This window comes from Luteimonas sp. AC640a (assembly GCF_979256585.1).
In genome coordinates this window covers 61,662-79,350 of sequence record NZ_CEEDOV010000010.1, presented here as the reverse complement: position 1 = coordinate 79,350, position 17,689 = coordinate 61,662, and the positions used below count along the sequence as shown (strand labels likewise).

Here is a 17,689-nt window from a genome sequence, read left to right as displayed (position 1 = left end):
GCGGCGGCCTCAGCCGATCACGAACAGCGGCTGGTCGAATTCGACCGGCTGGCCGGTCTCGACCAGGATCGCGACGACCGTGCCCGAGGTTTCGGCTTCGATAGGGTTGAACATCTTCATCGCTTCGATGATGCCCAGCGTGTCGCCGACCTTGACCTGCTGGCCGACCGAGACAAACGACGGCTTGTCCGGCGCCGGCGAGGCGTAGTACGTGCCGACCATCGGCGACTTGGTCACCTGGCCAGGCGGCAGGTCGTCGCCTGCGGCCTTCGGCGTGCCGCCAGTGGCGGCATCGACCGGCGAGCTCATCGGCATCACCGGCTCGGCGGCGCGCGGGGCGGCAGCGGCCGGCGCTGGGGCGTACATCATCGGCGCGGCGGCCGCGTTACGCGACAGGCGCACCGACTCCTCGCCTTCCTTGATCTCGATCTCGGTCAGGTTGGACTCTTCGAGCAGGTCGATGAGCTTCTTGATCTTTCTCAGGTCCATGCGGGCCTCTCTCTGTGCGTGGGTCGCGCAACCGCGCGAATACGGAACGGGATGGATGCGTGTCGGGTGTCAGCCGGCGGGGAGCCGGGCGATCGCGGCGTCGAGTGCGTAGCGGTAGCTGTCGGCGCCGAAGCCGCAGACCACGCCGATGGCGAGGTCGCTGAAATAACTGGTGTGGCGGAACGGCTCACGGCGGTGCGGGTTCGACAGGTGGATCTCGTAGAACGGCAGCGCCACCGCGGCCAGCGCGTCGCGCAGGGCCACCGACGTGTGAGTGAACGCGGCCGGGTTGAGCAGGATCAGCGCGGTGCCGTCGCTGCGGGCGGCCTGCACCCGGTCGACCAGCACGTGTTCGGCGTTTGACTGCAGGCTCTCCAGCACGTGGCCGGCGGCCTGCGCGGTCGTCTGCAGCGAGGCGTCGATGTCGGCAAGCGTCGCGTGCCCATAGACCTCCGGCTCGCGGGTGCCGAGCAGGTTGAGGTTGGGACCGTGCAGGACGAGGATCGAGGCCATGGGGACGCGGTGCGGCGGGTGCGCGAAGTCTGCGGGATGTCCCCGATGGTGTCCAGTTCGCAGACGTTTGACGATTTTAAACGTCCGTTTGAATTTCTACGCTCAGGGCGCGACCCAGCCGTCGATCTCGCCGTGGGCGAACGGGCCGATCCGTTGCTTCAGTAACCGCCCGTCTGCCGACAGCAGCACGGTGTAGGGCAGTACGCCGCGCGGATTGCCGAGACGCACGCCGGCGTCGGCCGGGCCTGGCGTGTCGAGACCGATGGCGTAGGTCACCGGGATCCGCTCGAGGAACTCGATGACGGCCTCGGCATCATCGAGTGCGATGCCAAGCACCTGCACGCCGGTGTCGCCTTGTTCGCGGGCGAAGCGGTCCAGCTCGGGCATTTCCTCGATGCAGGGTCCGCACCAGCTGGCCCACAGATTCACCAGCACTGGGCGACCGGCGTAGGCGGCTGGCATCTGCAATGTCTGGCCGTCGAGGCCGGCGACGTCGAATGGCGCGATGACATCGCCCCGGCGCGCGACGGTCACGCCTTCGGGGGGCGCAGGCGCGGTGGCGCTGAGCGTGTCGGCATACAGACGTTGTCCGGCCTCGGTGCCGAGCAGCGGGCCGGGGCCGCCGACAAACAGGCTGGCGAGCACGCCGAGACCGCCGGCGACGACCGCGATCGCGACGACGGTCAGTGGGCCGACCTTCATTGCGCCGGTCCCGCGCGCCCGAGCGCGTCGACGATGACCGCGTCGCTGAGCAGCGCCGGCAGCACCACACCGTCACCGCCGCCGGCCGGATACACCACGTACAGCGGTACGCCGACTGCGCCGTGCGCTTCGAGGAAAGCGCCGATCTCCGGATCCACGTTGGTCCAGTCGCCGACCATGTAGGTCGCGCCGGCATCGGCCATCGCGGTCTTGAACATCGCGCCCGACAGCACCCGGCGCTCGTTGGCCTTGCAGGTCACGCACCAGTCGGCGGTCATGTTGACGAACACCGGCGTGCCGGCGGCGCGCAAGGCGGCCAAGCGCTGCGCGGAGTAGGCGACGTGGGTGCTGGTTTCGCCGGCCGCGGTGTTCGCAGTCGCCGGCGTCGTGAGCCGGCCGACCGCGATCACCGGCAGCAAGGCCAGCAGCGCGAGCGCCAATGCGAGTCCGCGATGCAGGGCATGGCCGGTCCAGCGGCGCCGTTCGAACCACCACAGCGCCAGTGCGAGCACGGTCATGCCGGCTACCAGCAGCGCCATCGCATCCACGCCGCGCTGCTTGCCCAGCACCCACGCCAGCCACAGCGCGGTCAGATACATCGGGAACGCCAGCACCTGCTTCAGCGTTTCCATCCATGCGCCGGGCTTCGGCAGGCGGTCGGCCAGCGCGGGCACCAGACCGATCAGCAGGAACGGCAACGCCAGGCCGAGGCCCAGCATGAGGAACACCGCCAGCGCCATCGGCGTCGATGCGGTGAACGCGTACGCCAGCGCACCGCCCATGAAGGGCGCGATGCACGGGCTTGCGACTACGCACGCCAGCACGCCGGTGAAGAAGTCGCCGACCGGACCGCTGCGACCCGCGAGCGCGCTCCCGACATTGGCGATGCGACCGCCGAGACTGAAGACGCCCGACAGGCTCAGGCCGACCGCGAACATCAGATAGGCGAGCGCCGCGACGAACCACGGCTGCTGCAGCTGGAAGCCCCAGCCCATCGCCTGGCCGGCAGCGCGCAGCGCGATGACCAGCAGACCGACCGCCGCGAACGCGACCAGCACGCCGGCCGTGTACCAGAGCGCATGCGAGCGGGCGGCCGCGCGACTGCCGCCACTTTTGGCGATGCCCAGTACCTTCAGCGACAGGATCGGCAGCACGCAAGGCATCAGGTTCAACAGCATGCCGCCGAGCAGGGCCAAGCCGAGGGCTGCGAACAGGCCGATCGACGCGGCGGCAGGCGGGCGCGTGCGTGACGCGTTGTCGTCGCTGGCGTCTGGAGTGTCGGTTGTGTTGGTCGGCGCGGTGAGCGCGTCGATATCGCCGGCTGCAACAGGCGACGTGTCTTCAGGTGTGGCAGCGTCGTTCGCATCGATGGCCGCATCCGTCGCAGCGGATGCTCCCGGTGATGCAGTACCCGCCAACGCAGCCGCGGTTTCGGCCATGGTCTGCACGCGGCCGGTCGGCAACGCGACGCGCACCGTGCGGGTCATCGGCGGATAGCAGATGCCCTCGTCCTGGCAGCCCTGGAAGGTCGCGACCACCTCGATCTCCGCAGCTTCAGCCGTCGTACGCACCAGTGGCAGAGGCACGTCGATCTGGTCGAAGTACACGGTGACATCGCCGAAATGCGCGTCGTGATGTGACTGCCCCTTCGGCCAGCGCGGCGCGCCGGCGCGGATGCCCTCGACGCCGCGGACCTCGAACCGGTTGCGGTCGCGATAGAGGTAGTAGCCCTTGGCCGGGGTGAAGCGCAGCAGGATCGTGTCGCCGTCACCCGCGATGGCCTCGAACGCGAACGCGCGCTCCGGCGGCAAGGCATCGTTCGCACCGGTAAGCGTCGGGGTGCGGCCCGCACTGTTGGCGCCGAGCGCCTGACCGAAGGCGGCGAAGCCCGAGTCGCTCGCGGCGGGCGGGCGGGACGCACCCGCAGGGCCCCGCGGCAACGTGACCTGCAGCATGCGCGTCTGCGGCGGATAGCAGATGCCCGCATCCGCGCAGCCCTGATATTTCACTTCGACCTGCAGCGTGTCGACACCGTCGGCCGCCGCGCCCGTCAGCACGCCGGTGACCCGGCCGCGATAGGTCTCGACCTCGCCGAAGAATTCGTCGGTGTGCTTGCGGCCGGCGGGCAGTTGCAGCGGATTGGTCTTGAAGCCACTCTCGACCCGCGCGCCCATGCGATGGCGATACAGGTAATAGCCGTCGGCAATCGCCCAGCGGATCTCGATCCGGTCCGGCGCGACCGCTTCGGCGGACACCTTCAGGGCTTCGTCGACCGGCAACACATCGTCGAAACCGATTCCCTGTGCCCAGGCCGGCAGCCCGGTGAACAGCAGCATGCAGGCCATCAGCCACGCGGTGAGGCGGGCCGGCGGCCGGGCGAGGGAGGGGAGCCGCTGATCGCGGCCGGTCATGACATCGGAGGAGGGCGCACGCATCGCGCCAGTATCGCAGGCCGTCGCGGCGGATGCCGAACGCAGGTTCAGCGCCCGCGCGTTCACCGGGGAGCGCCACCACGGCGACTCTCGAAGCGCGGAAGTTGGGGGCGCGTGGTCCGAATCCTCGATGCGATGTCGTCACCGACGTATGCGCGTTGCAGGCGACCGAGCGTCGCGCGCCTGCCAGCAGTCGCACGAGAGCGCCGGCCCCACTGGGCAAGGTACTGCATCAGGACGGGCACTGAAGCAGACGAGGATGTCCAGTCCACTCGCCAGCGGCTGTCGACCTGCACGGCGTCTCCACGCATCCGCGGCCAGGCTTGCGAGCCGCAGTGCGGATGCAGCATCCCGTCAGCGGGAGAAAGATGTCGCGCGCATTAGTGAACCGGTCGGTATACTTACTGATCTTCCCGAGACCCAGCCGAATCGCCCCGCGATTCCCACAGAGTTCGATGCGCCCGATCATCTCCTGCTTTGCCGCAGCCCTGCTGGCCTGCGCCGCCCTTCCCGCTGCCGCCCAGAGTGCGCCTATCGACATCGGCATCGGTGCCTCCGCGACCCGCGAGAACGAAACCACCTTCGTCGCCAGCGTGGCCTGGCTGCCGGAATGGCGCCGCACCGAACGCGGCGTCCTGCGCTGGGACGTCGGCGCGGTCTATGTGCGTGGCCGCGACAATACCCGGTTCGATCTGTCCGAAGACGCCGGCGTGTTCCACGGCGGCGCCCGGTATGAGCGCGACAACGGGTTTGTCGCCGGCTTCGGCATCGGCGTCCAGGCCGGCCGCACCAGCGCGCTGTCTGGCAACCCGCAGTTCGTCAGTACGGTCGGCTGGCGCTGGGAGCGTTTCTCGCTGCTGGCCCGCCACATCTCCAACGCCAGCATCAAACAGCCCAACGATGGCGAGACGATGCTGCTCGCGGCGTGGCGCTTCCGCTGACGGCGGACAGAGCCCGCAGGTCGTGCCTGCCGTTGAGGTGGGCCGGTCAGGCGCAAGGCGTCGAGACGCCCGGTGGATGACGGGACGCGTCTGATCCTGGATCGCGCGGCGGGCGTGCCATGCCTCGCCGCGCGCCGCCGCGTGGCGGCGGTCCGCTCCATGTGATGCGCCCGGCGCCCTTGTGGGCGTTCCGAATTCGCAACGCCGCGCGTCTTTGCTGTCGCCCGGTCGTCCCCAGCAGGCTTACCGGGCGGCCGGGTAGTCGCACCGGGCGCCGGGAGCGTCCTTTCTTTCGCGGCGGCCCTTGTAATCCGATTCCCCGTGCCCATCTCCGGTCCCGTCCTGGTTTTACCGGGTGCGTGCGCCGCGGTTCCTGGCAGTCGTCTCGGGCGAGTGCTAGAATTGGCGAACGATTTCTTTCCAATCAATTACTTAGCGAGGCTGTAATGAGCAACCTGAAGCCGCTTTACGATCGCATCGTGGTCAAGCCTGTCGAGGCCGAAGAGAAGAGCGCCGGCGGCATCCTGATTCCGGACAACGCCAAGGAAAAGCCCACCAAGGGTGAAGTCGTCGCCGTCGGCGAAGGCAAGGCCCTGGACAACGGCAGCGTGCGCGCGCCGAAGGTCAAGGTCGGCGACATCGTGATCTACGGTCAGTACGCGGGCAGTGCCTACAAGGCTGACGGCATCGAATTCAAGATCGTGAAAGAAGACGACATCCTCGCGATCGTCGGCTGACCCGGGCGCGGCGATGCGCGATCGGTGATTCGTCACAGCACACGCTGACGATCCCGGCCGGTCCGGATTGCCGCTGCCGCGCGCGCTTTCGAATCACGAATCAACACTTACGAATCACGGAGTTATCCAAATGGCTGCCAAAGAAATCCGCTTCGGCGAAGACGCACGTTCCAAGATGGTGCGTGGTGTGAACATTCTCGCCAATGCCGTCAAGGCAACCCTGGGCCCGAAGGGCCGCAACGTCGTGCTCGAGAAGAGCTTCGGCGCGCCGACGATCACCAAGGACGGCGTGTCCGTCGCGAAGGAGATCGAACTGGCCGACAAGTTCGAGAACATGGGCGCGCAGATGGTCAAGGAAGTCGCCTCCAAGACCTCCGACAACGCCGGTGACGGCACCACCACCGCGACCGTGCTGGCGCAGGCGCTGATCCGCGAAGGTTCCAAGGCCGTTGCGGCCGGCATGAACCCGATGGACCTCAAGCGCGGTATCGACCAGGCCGTCAAGGCCGCCGTCGCCGAGCTGAAGAACCTGTCCAAGCCGACGGCTGACGACAAGGCGATTGCGCAGGTCGGCACGATCTCCGCCAACTCGGACGAGTCGATCGGCACGATCATCGCCGACGCGATGAAGAAGGTCGGCAAGGAAGGCGTGATCACCGTCGAAGAAGGCTCGGGCCTGGACAACGAACTCGACGTCGTCGAGGGCATGCAGTTCGACCGCGGCTACCTGTCGCCGTACTTCGTCAACAACCAGCAGTCGATGTCGGCCGAGCTGGATGACCCCTTCATCCTGCTGTACGACAAGAAGATCTCGAACGTCCGTGACCTGCTGCCCGTCCTCGAAGGCGTGGCCAAGGCCGGCAAGCCGCTGCTGATCGTCGCCGAGGAAGTCGAAGGCGAAGCGCTGGCGACCCTGGTCGTCAACACGATCCGCGGCATCGTCAAGGTCTGCGCCGTCAAGGCACCGGGCTTCGGTGACCGTCGCAAGGCGATGCTCGAAGACATGGCCACCCTGACCGGCGGCACCGTGATCTCCGAGGAAGTCGGCCTGACGCTCGAGAAGGCGACCATCGCCGACCTCGGCCGCGCCAAGAAGATCCAGGTCTCGAAGGAGAACACCACGATCATCGACGGCGCCGGTGAGACCGGTGGCATCGAAGCCCGCATCAAGCAGATCAAGGCGCAGATCGAGGACACCTCGTCCGATTACGACCGCGAGAAGCTGCAGGAGCGCGTGGCCAAGCTGGCCGGCGGCGTTGCGGTGATCAAGGTCGGTGCTTCGACCGAGATCGAGATGAAGGAAAAGAAGGCCCGCGTCGAAGACGCCCTGCACGCCACGCGCGCAGCGGTCGAGGAAGGCGTGGTCCCCGGTGGTGGCGTGGCGCTGGTGCGCGCGCTGCAGGCGATCGGCGAGCTCAAGGGCGCGAACGAAGACCAGAACCACGGCATCATCATCGCCCTGCGCGCGATGGAAGCGCCGCTGCGCGAGATCGTCACCAACTGCGGTGAAGAGCCGAGCGTCGTGCTCAACAAGGTCAAGGACGGCACCGGAAACTACGGCTACAACGCCGCGACCGGCGAATACGGCGACATGATCGCGTTCGGCATCCTGGACCCGACCAAGGTCACCCGTTCGGCCCTGCAGAACGCGGCCTCGATCGCCGGTCTGATGATCACGACCGAAGCGATGGTCGCCGAGCTGCCGAAGAAGGAAGAGCCGGCGATGCCGGGCGGCGGCGGCATGGGTGGCATGGGCGGCATGGATTTCTGATTCAGCCCCAACCGCTATGACGTTGCACGAAAAACCCCGCCGCGAGGCGGGGTTTTTTTTGGCCGGGCTGTTGTAGCAAACGGGCGCCGTTAGATCCCCCGGATGTACGTGGAGGCAGTCCTCACCGCTACTCGCTCATGCTTGACCCATGCCGACGACCTCATCCGATCCGTGGTGGCGCGCGCACCGCACGGGGTTGCGTCGTGCGGGCATCGTGGTGGCCGTGCTGTACCTGCTGTATCTCGTCGCTGCCAACCTGTTCCTCAACAGCGCGTTCGGCGCGGACGTCATCAACCGCAAGCCCGAGCGTTTCCACGCGCGATGGGACTGGGCGATGAGCCTGTATCCGGGTCACATCCACGCACGCGGCATCGTCATGGGTGGTCATGCGCGCACGAACCTGTGGACGATCGCCAGTCCGCGCGCCAACGGTCGCATCCGGATCCTGCCGTTGCTCGGACGCGAGATCGCGTTCGGCAGGATCCGCGCGCAGAACGTGTCCGTGCACGTCGCGCGCACGCCGCACGATTTGCCGACGACGGTGCGTCCCGGCAAGTCGCCGTGGACGATCCGCTTCGCCGCGATCACCACGCCGAGCCTGCTGCGACTGGATTTCTACGACGCGCGCGTGACCGGTCACGGCGAGGCGCGCTTCGTGTTCGAGAAGACGCTGCAGGGCGGCGCGATGGAAGTCGGCCCATCCACGCTGACGATGCCGGACGCGACCCTGCAGATCAGCGACGTGACGGTGCTGCGCGAGGGCATGCTCGAGTTCGAGATCGCGATTCCCGCGCACATCCGTGAGCAGGCGCAGGGTGAGGAGAAGCTGGTGCTGCTCGATGCGCATATGCGCGTCGACGGTCCGGCGCCGGGCATCGATCTGGTCGCACGCAACGACGACGCCCTGCCGATCGGCACGGCCGGTTTCGTCGGTCATCTGCGCGCCGATCTGACCCTGGAGCGCGGCGTGCTGATGCCCGGCAGCCAGCTCGACTGGTCGGCGCCGGTGTATTCCAGCGCGGCCGATGGCACGCCGCTGCGGCATCCGCTGGGCGTGGCCTTGCGCACATCGTCCGACGCGATTCTCGTCGCCGCCCGTGTGCCGGCGCCGGCGTCGGGCACGCCGTGGCTGCGTGCCGACCTGCGTGTCGCCGATCGCCGCATCGGCCCGGACGACTGGTTGCGACCGGTGCGTGCGCTGGGCGGCACGGTCGAGACGCAATGGCCAGCGGTGCCGCTGCGCTGGATCGACGTGATCCTGCGCGACGTCGACTGGCTGGCCTTCGACGGCCGCGCCGATCTCGACGCCGACGTGCGCCTGCACGACGGGCAACTGCAGCCCGGCAGCCGCATCGATCTCGACAATGCCGCGCTGACGGCGCGCGTGCTCGACAACCGTTTCAGTGGCAACGCGCACGCCCGCATGCGGATGCGCGATGACGCCGAATCCGGTCAGCGCACGACGATCGGCATCGTCCTCGACCGCTTCACCCTTGCGCCGGAATCCGCGCCGGACCGGATCGATCTGCGCGGCCGCGATCTGCGGCTGGATCTGAGTTCAACCGGCACGCTGGCCGAGTTCCACGAACGTCTCGATGCGCGACTGCGCTTCGACGATGCACAGGTGCCGGACCTGCGCACCTACAACCGCTATCTGCCCGGCGACAGTGCGCGTCTGGTCGGCGGCAGCGGACATGCCAGCGGCGACATCCGTCTCGACAACGGCGGCGAGATGATCGGCGGGCGCATGCGCGTGCGTGGGCAGGATGTGCGCGTCGCGCTGGGACCGTCGCAGCTGTCGGGCAATGTCGATCTCGACAGCCGCCTGTCGCGCATGCAGCGCGTCGGGCGGCGCTACAAGATCGATGCGATGGCGTTGCGTCTCGACGGTGTGCGGCTCGACGGGGCCGGTGGCGACGACGCGCCGTGGTGGGCAAAACTCGCACTGGAGAACGGCACGCTGGACTGGCGCGAGCCGTTCGAAGTCACCGGCCGCGGCCGCGTCGACATGCGCGACGTCAGTGTGCTGCTGGGCCTGTTCGCCGAGCGCAGAGTGTTTCCGCGCTGGATCGGCAATCTGATCGATTCCGGCGAAGCGCACGCGACCGGCGATCTGCGTCTGCGCGGTAACGAGCTGGTGTTCGATCGCGTGCAGGCCAGCAACGACCGCATCGACATGCAGGCGCGGCTGCGCATCGCCGACGGCACGCCGAATGGCGATCTGTACGCGCGCTGGGGCGTGCTGGGCATGGGCGTCGAGCTGCAGGGCGGCGACCGCAAGCTGCACATCGCCGGCGCGCGCGACTGGTATGAATCACGGCCACCGCTACTGCCCAAGTGACGGCTGCGGGCTGCGATGGTCGCGACTGCAACCGTCGCACCGCGCGGATGGCCGTGTTATCAATGGCGCCATGACCTCGCGTCCCTCCAGCTTTTTCTATTGGTATGCGTTTCCGACGCCACAGGCGGCGGACGGTCCGCGCGCGCCCTGACACCAGGTCGCACGTATGTCCCGGAAGCCGCCAGAGACCCTGGCGGCTTTTTTCGTTTCAGCCTTCCGTTTCCGAGATCGACCATGCCCCCGCACACCGACGACCTCCGCATCCGCGACCTGCAACCGCTGACCCCGCCCGCCACGCTGCTCGCCGAACTGCCCTGCAGTGACGCGATGTCGACGACCGTCGCCGACGCCCGCGCGGCCTGCCACGCGATCCTGCACGGCGAGGACGATCGACTGATCGTCGTCGTCGGCCCGTGCTCGATCCACGATCCGGTCGCGGCGATGGAGTACGCGCACCGCCTGCGCGCGCTGCGCGACACGCATGGCGACGCGCTGGAACTGGTGATGCGCGTGTATTTCGAGAAGCCGCGCACGACGATCGGCTGGAAGGGCCTGATCAACGATCCCGACCTAGACGGCAGCTTCCACATCGACAAAGGCCTGCGTCTGGCGCGCGGCCTGCTGCGCGAGGTCAATGCGCTGGGTCTGCCGGCAGGTGTGGAATTCCTCGACATCATCAGCCCGCAATACATCGCCGATCTGGTGGCCTGGGGCGCGATCGGCGCACGCACGACCGAGAGCCAGGTGCATCGCGAGATGGCGTCGGGCCTGTCGTGTCCGGTCGGCTTCAAAAACGGCACCGGCGGCGACGTGCGCATCGCGGTCGACGCGGTCGGCGCGGCGTCGCATCCGCACCATTTCCTCGCCGTCGGCAAGGACGGGCGCTGCGCGGTGGCGTCGACCTCCGGCAATCCGGACTGCCACGTGATCCTGCGCGGCGGGGCGGTGCCCAACTACGACGCGGCGCATGTCGAGGCGGCATCCGGCGTGCTGCAGGCGCAGGGCCAGCGCGCGGCGCTGATGATCGATGCCAGCCACGCCAACAGCAGCAAGCATCCCGACAACCAGCCGAAGGTCATCGACGACATCGCGCGCCAGCTCGAAGGCGGCGAGCGCCGCATCGTCGGCGCGATGATCGAAAGCCATCTCGTCGCCGGCAAGCAGGCGCTGTTGCCGGGGACGCCGCTGGTCTACGGCCAGAGCATCACCGACGGCTGCATCGACTGGGACACGACGGTGCGCACGCTCGAGCGTCTCGCCGATGCGGTGCGCACGCGTCGCGCGCAGGCGGAATCGCAGGCAGCCTGATCACGTGTAGGAGCGCGCTTGCGCGCGATCGGGCGTCGCCGGGAATGCCATCGCGCGCAAGGGCGCTCCTACCGGCTCTTTACGCCGCGCTGCCCGCCGCCATCCCTGACGCCCAGGCCCACTGGAAGTTGTAGCCGCCGAGCCAGCCGGTGACGTCGAGCACTTCGCCGATGAAGTACAGCCCGGGCGCGTGCTGGGATTCCATCGTGCGCGACGACACGCCGCCGGTGTGCACGCCGCCCAGCGTGACTTCGGCGGTGCGGTAGCCCTCGGTGCCGCTGGCGACCAGCGGCCAGGCCTGCAGCAGCGCGGCGGTGTCCTGCAGTTGCGGCGGGGTGAACTGTTTCATCGGCCGGTTCGGCAGCCAGATCTCGCACAGGCGCTGGGCGAAGCGGCGTGGCATCAGTTCGGCCAGTACGTTCTTGAGTTCGGTACCGGGGCGCTCGGCCTGCTGCGTCTGCAGCCATGCCAGCGCATCGCGGCCGGGCAGCAGGTCCAGGCGCAGATCGTCGCCGGGCTGCCAGTAGGACGAGATCTGCAGGATCGCCGGTCCGCTGATGCCGCGGTGCGTGACCAGCATGCGGTTGCGGAAGAACGCGCCGTTGCAGCCGGCTTCGACGTCCAGTGCGACGCCGGACAGTTCGTCCAGGCGTTCCTGATGCTTGCCACTGAGCGTCAGCGGCACCAGGCCGGCGCGCGTCGGCACCAGCGTGTGGCCGAAGCCGCGCGCGAGGTCATAGCCGAAACCGGTTGCGCCCATGCTCGGAATCGACAGGCCACCGGTCGCGACGATCAGCGAGGCGCAGTGCAGTCGCCCCGCTGCAGTGTCGATGACGTAGCCGTCGTCGACGCGTCGCGGCAGCTGCACCGTGCAGTGCGTGCGCACCTGCACGCCGACGGCATCTGCCTCGTCGAGCAGCAACTGCACGATCTGCTTCGATGAGCCGTCGCAGAACAGCTGGCCCAGCTCCTTCTCGTGCCAGGCGATGCCGTGGCGGTCGACCAGTTCGATGAAATCCTGCGGCGTGTAGCGCGCCAGCGCCGATTTGCAGAAGTGCGGGTTGTCCGACAGGTACTGCGCCGGCGTGGTGCCGGTATTGGTGAAATTGCAGTGGCCGCCCCCCGACATCAGGATCTTCTTGCCGACCTTGTTCGCGTGGTCGAGCACCAGCACGCGACGCCCGCGCTGGCCGGCCGCAATCGCCGCCATCAGGCCGGCGGCGCCCGCGCCGAGCACGATGACGTCCCAGTCGGTGGACGGCAGGGCGGTGGATGCGGGAGCGGGAACGACGGGCATCGCGGGACGGGTCGGGCAGGGGCGCGCAGTCTAGCGGGCGGCGGCTGCGGCTGTCGTCGGAGGCTGTCACCGGCGTGTTCACGCGGACGCGTCCAGACTGCCGCACCTCCCATCGATGCGCGCGCATGGACCTCAAGAGCGGTTATCCCTTCTGGGCCGTGCGTAACGGTCTGATGCACGCGTTCCCCCGGCTCGAAGCCGACGTGGCCTGCGACGTGCTGGTCGTCGGCGGCGGCATCACCGGCGCGCTGATCGCCGACGAACTCGCCACGCACGGACATTCGGTCGTCGTCGTCGAGCAGCGCGACATCGCCTGGGGCAGCACGGCCGCCAGCACGGCGCTGCTGCAGTACGAGATCGACACCCATCTGGTCGATCTGGCCAAGCGCTACGGCGAGGCCGATGCCGCGCTGGCGTATCGCGCCTGCGGCGACGCGATCGACATGCTGGGCGAGGTGGCGCGTTGCCTTCGAGACGTGGATTTCGAACGCGCCGACAGCCTCTACTACGCCAGCCGCAAGCGCGATGTCGCCAGCCTGCGCGAGGAATACGAGGCACGTCGACGCCACGGCTTCGACATCGAGTATCTGGAATCGGAACCGCTGAAGGCCGAGTACATGATCGACGCGCCCGCTGCGCTGCGCAGCAAGCAGGCTGCGCAGGTCGATCCCTACCGCTTCGCGTCACGGCTGCTCGCGCGACTGGTGAAACGCGGCGCGCAGGTGTTCGACCGCACCGCGATCCTGCGACTCGATGCGCGCGCGCGCGATGTTGTCGCGACGACCGACAACGGCGCGCGCATCCGCGCCCGCCACGTCGTGATCGCCGCGGGCTATGCCAGCCAGCACTGGCTGCCGAAGCAGGTCGCGCGCAACCGCAGCAGCTATGCCTTCGTCACCGATCCGATCTCCGAAGCCCAGCTCGGTCCGCTCACCCACACCCTGGTCTGGGAAACCGCGCGGCCCTACCTCTACATGCGGACCACCGGCGACCGGCGTCTGCTGATCGGCGGCGAGGACGACGATGTCGACGTGCCCGCAAGGCGCGACGCGCGCGTGGAGAAGAAGGCGCGCGTGCTGATGAAACAGATCGCGAAGATCCGCCCGGATCTCGACCTGACCCCGACGTTCTCCTGGGCCGGCACCTTCGCCGAAACCGAGGACGGCCTGCCGTTCTTCGGCCCGCATGCCGCGACCGGCAAGCGCGTGCATTTCGCGATGGCCTACGGCGGCAACGGCATCACCTATTCGATGCTGGGCGCGGGCCTGCTGCGGGCGCTGATCGAGCGGCGCAAACATCCGTTGGCGGCCCTGTTTTCCTTCGATCGCCTCGACCGCTGACAGCGCCGCGCGCGTATGGATAATCGGTGCGATGACCGCACCGTCGCCTTGGCACCTGTACCTGCTCGAATGCCGCAACGGCAGCTGGTATGCCGGCATCACCAATGATCTCGACGCGCGCTTCAAAGCCCACGCGGCCGGCCGTGGTGCGAAGTACACCCGCGGCAATCCGCCGGTGCGCATCCTCGCCACTCGCGGCTATCCCGATCGCGCCAGCGCCTCGCGCGCCGAATGGCAACTCAAGCGCCAGCCGCGTGCGCGCAAGCTGGCCTGGCTGCAGGCGCCCGAATCGACGCTGGAAATCCGCGCCGGCGGTCTCGACGATCCACGCGTCATCGCGCTGCTGCAGGCCCATCTCGACGCGATGGCGCTGCACTCGCCGCCCGAAAGCATCCATGCGCTGGATCTGTCCGGCCTGCGCGCGCCGGGCGTGTCGTTCTGGGGTGCCTGGCGCGGCGATGCGCTGGCCGGCTGCGGCGCGCTCAAGGATCTCGGCGACGGGCACGGCGAACTCAAATCGATGCGCACCGATGTCGCGCACCTGCGTGAGGGCGTGGCCGCAGCGATTCTCGCGCACCTGATGGCCACGGCCCGCGCGCAGGGCTGGCAGCGGCTGAGCCTGGAGACCGGCACCGCGGCCGCATTCGCGCCCGCACATGCGCTGTACGCGCGCCACGGCTTCGAGCCCTGCGGTCCATTCGGCGATTACACCGACGATCCCTTCAGCACCTTCATGACCCGCACCCTGGACGACTGAGCGCTACCCGCGGGCGTGAACGTGCCGGACGCACTGGCTATAGTCGTGCGCTGTCGTTTTCGCAGGTCGTCCATGTCGCACGTGTCCCCCGCATCGCTCCCCACCATCGCCTGCGCCGCCGGCGGCACCGGCGGGCATCTGTTTCCGGCCGAGGCGCTCGCGCGCGAGCTGCAGCGTCGCGGACATCCGGTGGTGATCTACACCGAGCGCCGCGGCGCGGCGTACACCCAGGCGCTGGCCGGTCTCGATCATGTCGTGTTGCCCGCGCGCAGCCTTGAAGGCGGCCTGACCGGCAAGCTGGCCGCCGGCCTGACGATCCTGCGGGCGACCGCGCAGGCACGCGCCGACATGCGCCGCCGCAGCGTGCGCCTGCTGGTCGGGTTCGGCGGCTATCCGAGCTTCGCGCCTGCGCTCGCGGCCAAGAGCCGCGCGCTGCCGCTGCTGCTGCACGAGCAGGGCGCGCGCCTGAGCATGGCCAACCGCAAACTGCTGCGCTTCGCTGATGGCGTGGCGACGTCGTTCCCGGACACCGCCGGCCTCGACGGCTTCGACACCGCTCGCATCGTCGACACCGGCAATCCGGTGCGTCAGGCGATCCTTGATGCGCGTGGCGACTACCCGGTGCTCGATGGCGCGTCGCCGCTACGCCTGCTCGTCGTCGGTGGCAGCCAGAGCGCGCGGGTGTTCGGCGATGTCGTGCCGCCGGCGCTGCTGCAACTGCCCGATTCGATCCGCCAGCGCCTGCAGGTCTCGCTGCAGTACAAGGGCGATGCGAGCGATCAGATCGAGCGCACGCTGCGCGCTGTCGGCATCGACGCGACCGTGCGCCCGTTCTTCGACGACATGGGCGTGCGCCTGCGCGATGCGCATCTGGTGATCACACGCGCCGGCGCGACCACGGCCGCAGATCTGCTCACCGTCGGCCGTCCGGCGGTGCTGGTGCCGATTCCCGCGGGCGGCTCGCGCGACGAGCAACGCCGCAATGCCGAGACGCTGGCCGCCGCCGGCATCGGCTGGTGCGTGGCCGAGTCCGAATTCACGCCCGAACATCTGTCGACGCTGCTGACCGATGCTTTCGCCTCGCCGACCGTGCTGCCTGAGGCCGCGCGCGCCTCGGCCGCGCTGGGGCGTCCGCAGGCCGCGTCGACGCTGGCCGATCTCGTGCAGTCCACGCTGGCCCGGCACGCATGAGCGGCCGCCGCGACGACTGCGATGTGCTGGTCGTTGGCGGCGGCCACAACGGCCTGGTCTGCGCGGCGTATCTTGCCGGTGCCGGCCTGCGCGTGCGCGTGCTGGAGCGCCGCAGCATCGTCGGCGGCGCGGCCGTCACCGAGGAGTTCCATCCGGGGTTCCGCAACTCGCTGGCGAGCTACACCGTCAGCCTGCTCAATCCGCAAGTGATCGCCGATCTGCGGCTGGCAAAGCATGGCCTGCGCGTGGTCGAGCGGCCGTACTCGAACTTCCTGCCGCTGCCGGACGGCCGCGCATTCCGTCTCGGCGGCCCGGACGGCGCCGCCGAACTCGCGCGCTGGTCGCCGCGCGATGCGGCGCGTCTGCCCGAGTACTACGCGATGCTCGATCGCGTCGTCGTCGTGCTGCGCGAGCTGATGCACGCCACGCCGCCCAATGTCAGCGATCGCTTCGTGCTCGCCGACTGGCTCAACTCGTTGAGCGTCGCGCGGCAGCTGAAATCGCTGGACATGCGCGGCCGCCGCGACCTGCTCGATCTGTTCTCGAAATCCGCCGGCGAACTCCTCGACGACTGGTTCGAGTGCGAGCCGCTGAAGGCTGCGCTGGGCTGGGACTCGATCGTCGGCAATTTCGCCAGTCCCTACACGCCGGGCTCGGCCTACGTGCTGCTGCATCACGTGTTCGGCGAGGTCAACGGCAAGAGCGGCGTCTGGGGCCACGCGATCGGTGGCATGGGCGCGATCAGCGATGCGATCGCGACCGAGTGCCGCGCGCGTGGCGTGGTGATCGATACCGATGCGGAGGTCGCGCAGGTGCTGGTCGAGGACGGTCGCGCGGTCGGTGTCGCACTCGTCGACGGACGCACATTGCGCGCCGGCGTGGTCGCGTCCAACCTCAATCCGAAGCTGCTGTACACGCGCCTGGTCGCGCCCGAGCATCTCGACGAGGACACCACCGCGCGCATCCGCCGTTATCGCTGTGGTTCGGGCACGTTCCGTATGAATGTCGCGCTTTCGGAGCTGCCGGATTTCCGCGCAGCCCCGGGCACCACGCTGCAGCCGCATCATCAGAGCGGCATCCTGATCGGCGATTCGCTCGGCTACTTCGAGCGCGCGTACTTCGATGCGAAATCGCGCGAACACAATCCCGGCTGGGCGCGCGCGCCGGTCGTGGAACTGGTGATCTCGTCGACGCTCGACGACAGCCTCGCGCCGCCCGGCCAGCACGTCGCCAGCTTGTTCTGCCAGCACGTCAATCCTGTCATCAAAGAGGCCGACGGCGGATGGGACGCGCACCGCGACACGGTCGCGCAGCTGATGATCGACACCGTGGATGCGCAGGCGCCGAACTTCGCGCGCAGCGTGCTCGGCTATGACGCGCTGACGCCGCTCGATCTGGAACGTCGGCTCGGCCTCATCGGCGGCGACATCTTTCACGGTGCGCTGGGCCCGGACCAGTTGTTCAGCGCGCGACCCGTACTCGGGCAGGGGAGCTATCGCGGCGCACTGGACGGGTTGTACCTGTGCGGCTCCGGCTCGCATCCCGGCGGCGGCGTCACCGGCCTGCCCGGGCGCAACGCCGCGCGCGAGATCCTGCGCGATCTGCGACGCAGTCCTAAACCCTGAACAGGTGGGTTTTTTTGTGGCCGCCATCCATGGCAGCCACCCGCTGGGCCGTCGCTTCGCGACGTCAAAAATCGCTCCAGGCGATTTTTTGAACCCGTCGGTATCGTTTTGCAATGCAGCGTGCAAAGGGGTAACGACTCTTTCACTATTGCCCTGCACCCGACGTGGGGGAGGGAGCAAGGCCCGCAACCGGTTTACCGGTCGCGGGCTTTTTTTTGCCTGATGTTTCTGCAGGGCATGCCCGA

General features: G+C 68.5%; 14 protein-coding genes and 1 pseudogene. 10 read left to right on the top strand and 5 right to left on the bottom strand.

Annotated elements, in window-relative coordinates; translation table 11 throughout:
* Nucleotides 1-9: 9 nt before the first annotated feature.
* The 4 genes from accB to ACZ9YD_RS09370 all read right to left on the bottom strand — a co-directional run bounded on the left by accB (nt 10) and on the right by ACZ9YD_RS09370 (nt 4,049).
* Complete coding sequence (accB, locus tag ACZ9YD_RS09385; protein WP_465074902.1) at nt 10-489, bottom strand: acetyl-CoA carboxylase biotin carboxyl carrier protein; 480 nt, start codon at nt 487-489, stop codon at nt 10-12.
* A gap of 69 nt (nt 490-558) precedes the next feature.
* Complete coding sequence (gene aroQ / locus ACZ9YD_RS09380; protein WP_465074901.1) at nt 559-1,002, bottom strand: type II 3-dehydroquinate dehydratase; 444 nt, start codon at nt 1,000-1,002, stop codon at nt 559-561.
* A 102-nt stretch (nt 1,003-1,104) separates the two neighbouring features.
* On the bottom strand, nt 1,105-1,704 hold the full coding sequence (locus ACZ9YD_RS09375) for a TlpA disulfide reductase family protein (protein WP_465074899.1): 600 nt from the start codon (nt 1,702-1,704) through the stop codon (nt 1,105-1,107).
* On the bottom strand, nt 1,701-4,049 hold the full coding sequence (locus ACZ9YD_RS09370) for a protein-disulfide reductase DsbD family protein (RefSeq protein WP_465075514.1): 2,349 nt from the start codon (nt 4,047-4,049) through the stop codon (nt 1,701-1,703). The genes ACZ9YD_RS09375 and ACZ9YD_RS09370 overlap by 4 nt, the downstream gene beginning before the upstream one ends.
* Before the next feature lie 542 nt (nt 4,050-4,591).
* On the opposite strand from ACZ9YD_RS09370, the gene ACZ9YD_RS09365 reads away from it, so the two are divergent.
* The 5 genes from ACZ9YD_RS09365 (at nt 4,592) to ACZ9YD_RS09345 (ending at nt 11,234) form a co-directional block, all read left to right on the top strand.
* Nucleotides 4,592-5,077: an acyloxyacyl hydrolase gene (locus ACZ9YD_RS09365; protein ID WP_465074898.1), complete on the top strand. Its 486-nt coding sequence runs from the start codon at nt 4,592-4,594 to the stop codon at nt 5,075-5,077.
* Nucleotides 5,078-5,523: 446 nt separating this feature from the next.
* Nucleotides 5,524-5,814 (top strand): co-chaperone GroES, encoded by a 291-nt coding sequence (locus ACZ9YD_RS09360; RefSeq protein ID WP_465074897.1) that lies wholly within the window; start codon nt 5,524-5,526, stop codon nt 5,812-5,814.
* Between the two features lie 130 nt (nt 5,815-5,944).
* Nucleotides 5,945-7,585 (top strand): chaperonin GroEL, encoded by a 1,641-nt coding sequence (gene groL / locus ACZ9YD_RS09355; protein ID WP_232147878.1) that lies wholly within the window; start codon nt 5,945-5,947, stop codon nt 7,583-7,585.
* 148 nt (nt 7,586-7,733) lie between these two features.
* The gene (locus ACZ9YD_RS09350; RefSeq protein WP_465074896.1) at nt 7,734-9,926 is read left to right on the top strand and encodes an AsmA family protein; all 2,193 of its coding nucleotides are present in this window, start codon (nt 7,734-7,736) and stop codon (nt 9,924-9,926) included.
* 234 nt (nt 9,927-10,160) lie between these two features.
* The gene (locus tag ACZ9YD_RS09345) at nt 10,161-11,234 is read left to right on the top strand and encodes a 3-deoxy-7-phosphoheptulonate synthase (RefSeq protein WP_465074895.1); all 1,074 of its coding nucleotides are present in this window, start codon (nt 10,161-10,163) and stop codon (nt 11,232-11,234) included.
* Between the two features lie 79 nt (nt 11,235-11,313).
* Here ACZ9YD_RS09345 and ACZ9YD_RS09340 read toward each other — a convergent pair whose 3' ends face one another.
* On the bottom strand, nt 11,314-12,531 hold the full coding sequence (locus tag ACZ9YD_RS09340) for a BaiN/RdsA family NAD(P)/FAD-dependent oxidoreductase (RefSeq protein WP_465074894.1): 1,218 nt from the start codon (nt 12,529-12,531) through the stop codon (nt 11,314-11,316).
* Between the two features lie 125 nt (nt 12,532-12,656).
* On the opposite strand from ACZ9YD_RS09340, the gene ACZ9YD_RS09335 reads away from it, so the two are divergent.
* The 5 genes and pseudogenes from ACZ9YD_RS09335 to ACZ9YD_RS09315 all read left to right on the top strand — a co-directional run bounded on the left by ACZ9YD_RS09335 (nt 12,657) and on the right by ACZ9YD_RS09315 (nt 17,444).
* On the top strand, nt 12,657-13,871 hold the full coding sequence (locus tag ACZ9YD_RS09335; protein WP_465074893.1) for an NAD(P)/FAD-dependent oxidoreductase: 1,215 nt from the start codon (nt 12,657-12,659) through the stop codon (nt 13,869-13,871).
* 31 nt (nt 13,872-13,902) lie between these two features.
* Nucleotides 13,903-14,172 (top strand): annotated as a pseudogene (locus ACZ9YD_RS09330) (GIY-YIG nuclease family protein); the annotation flags it as partial.
* Nucleotides 14,173-14,235: 63 nt separating this feature from the next.
* Nucleotides 14,236-14,628, top strand: a complete 393-nt coding sequence (locus ACZ9YD_RS09325) for a GNAT family N-acetyltransferase (RefSeq protein ID WP_465075513.1) — start codon at nt 14,236-14,238, stop codon at nt 14,626-14,628.
* Between the two features lie 72 nt (nt 14,629-14,700).
* Nucleotides 14,701-15,819 (top strand): UDP-N-acetylglucosamine--N-acetylmuramyl-(pentapeptide) pyrophosphoryl-undecaprenol N-acetylglucosamine transferase, encoded by a 1,119-nt coding sequence (locus tag ACZ9YD_RS09320; RefSeq protein ID WP_465074892.1) that lies wholly within the window; start codon nt 14,701-14,703, stop codon nt 15,817-15,819.
* Complete coding sequence (locus ACZ9YD_RS09315) at nt 15,816-17,444, top strand: phytoene desaturase family protein (RefSeq protein WP_465074891.1); 1,629 nt, start codon at nt 15,816-15,818, stop codon at nt 17,442-17,444. The genes ACZ9YD_RS09320 and ACZ9YD_RS09315 overlap by 4 nt, the downstream gene beginning before the upstream one ends.
* Nucleotides 17,445-17,689 lie beyond the last annotated feature (245 nt).

Excerpts from the sequence above, each read along its gene's own strand:
- ACZ9YD_RS09335 (WP_465074893.1), top strand. The coding sequence starts at position 12,657 with ATGGACCTCAAGAGCGGTTATCCCTTCTGGGCCGTGCGTAACGGTCTG.
- aroQ (WP_465074901.1), bottom strand. The coding sequence starts at position 1,002 with ATGGCCTCGATCCTCGTCCTGCACGGTCCCAACCTCAACCTGCTCGGC.
- ACZ9YD_RS09340 (WP_465074894.1), bottom strand. The coding sequence starts at position 12,531 with ATGCCCGTCGTTCCCGCTCCCGCATCCACCGCCCTGCCGTCCACCGAC.
- ACZ9YD_RS09375 (WP_465074899.1), bottom strand. The coding sequence starts at position 1,704 with ATGAAGGTCGGCCCACTGACCGTCGTCGCGATCGCGGTCGTCGCCGGC.
- ACZ9YD_RS09370 (WP_465075514.1), bottom strand. The coding sequence starts at position 4,049 with ATGGCCTGCATGCTGCTGTTCACCGGGCTGCCGGCCTGGGCACAGGGA.
- ACZ9YD_RS09320 (WP_465074892.1), top strand. The coding sequence starts at position 14,701 with ATGTCGCACGTGTCCCCCGCATCGCTCCCCACCATCGCCTGCGCCGCC.
- ACZ9YD_RS09325 (WP_465075513.1), top strand. The coding sequence starts at position 14,236 with ATGGCGCTGCACTCGCCGCCCGAAAGCATCCATGCGCTGGATCTGTCC.
- accB (WP_465074902.1), bottom strand. The coding sequence starts at position 489 with ATGGACCTGAGAAAGATCAAGAAGCTCATCGACCTGCTCGAAGAGTCC.
- ACZ9YD_RS09365 (WP_465074898.1), top strand. The coding sequence starts at position 4,592 with ATGCGCCCGATCATCTCCTGCTTTGCCGCAGCCCTGCTGGCCTGCGCC.
- ACZ9YD_RS09350 (WP_465074896.1), top strand. The coding sequence starts at position 7,734 with ATGCCGACGACCTCATCCGATCCGTGGTGGCGCGCGCACCGCACGGGG.
- ACZ9YD_RS09315 (WP_465074891.1), top strand. The coding sequence starts at position 15,816 with ATGAGCGGCCGCCGCGACGACTGCGATGTGCTGGTCGTTGGCGGCGGC.
- ACZ9YD_RS09360 (WP_465074897.1), top strand. The coding sequence starts at position 5,524 with ATGAGCAACCTGAAGCCGCTTTACGATCGCATCGTGGTCAAGCCTGTC.
- ACZ9YD_RS09345 (WP_465074895.1), top strand. The coding sequence starts at position 10,161 with ATGCCCCCGCACACCGACGACCTCCGCATCCGCGACCTGCAACCGCTG.
- groL (WP_232147878.1), top strand. The coding sequence starts at position 5,945 with ATGGCTGCCAAAGAAATCCGCTTCGGCGAAGACGCACGTTCCAAGATG.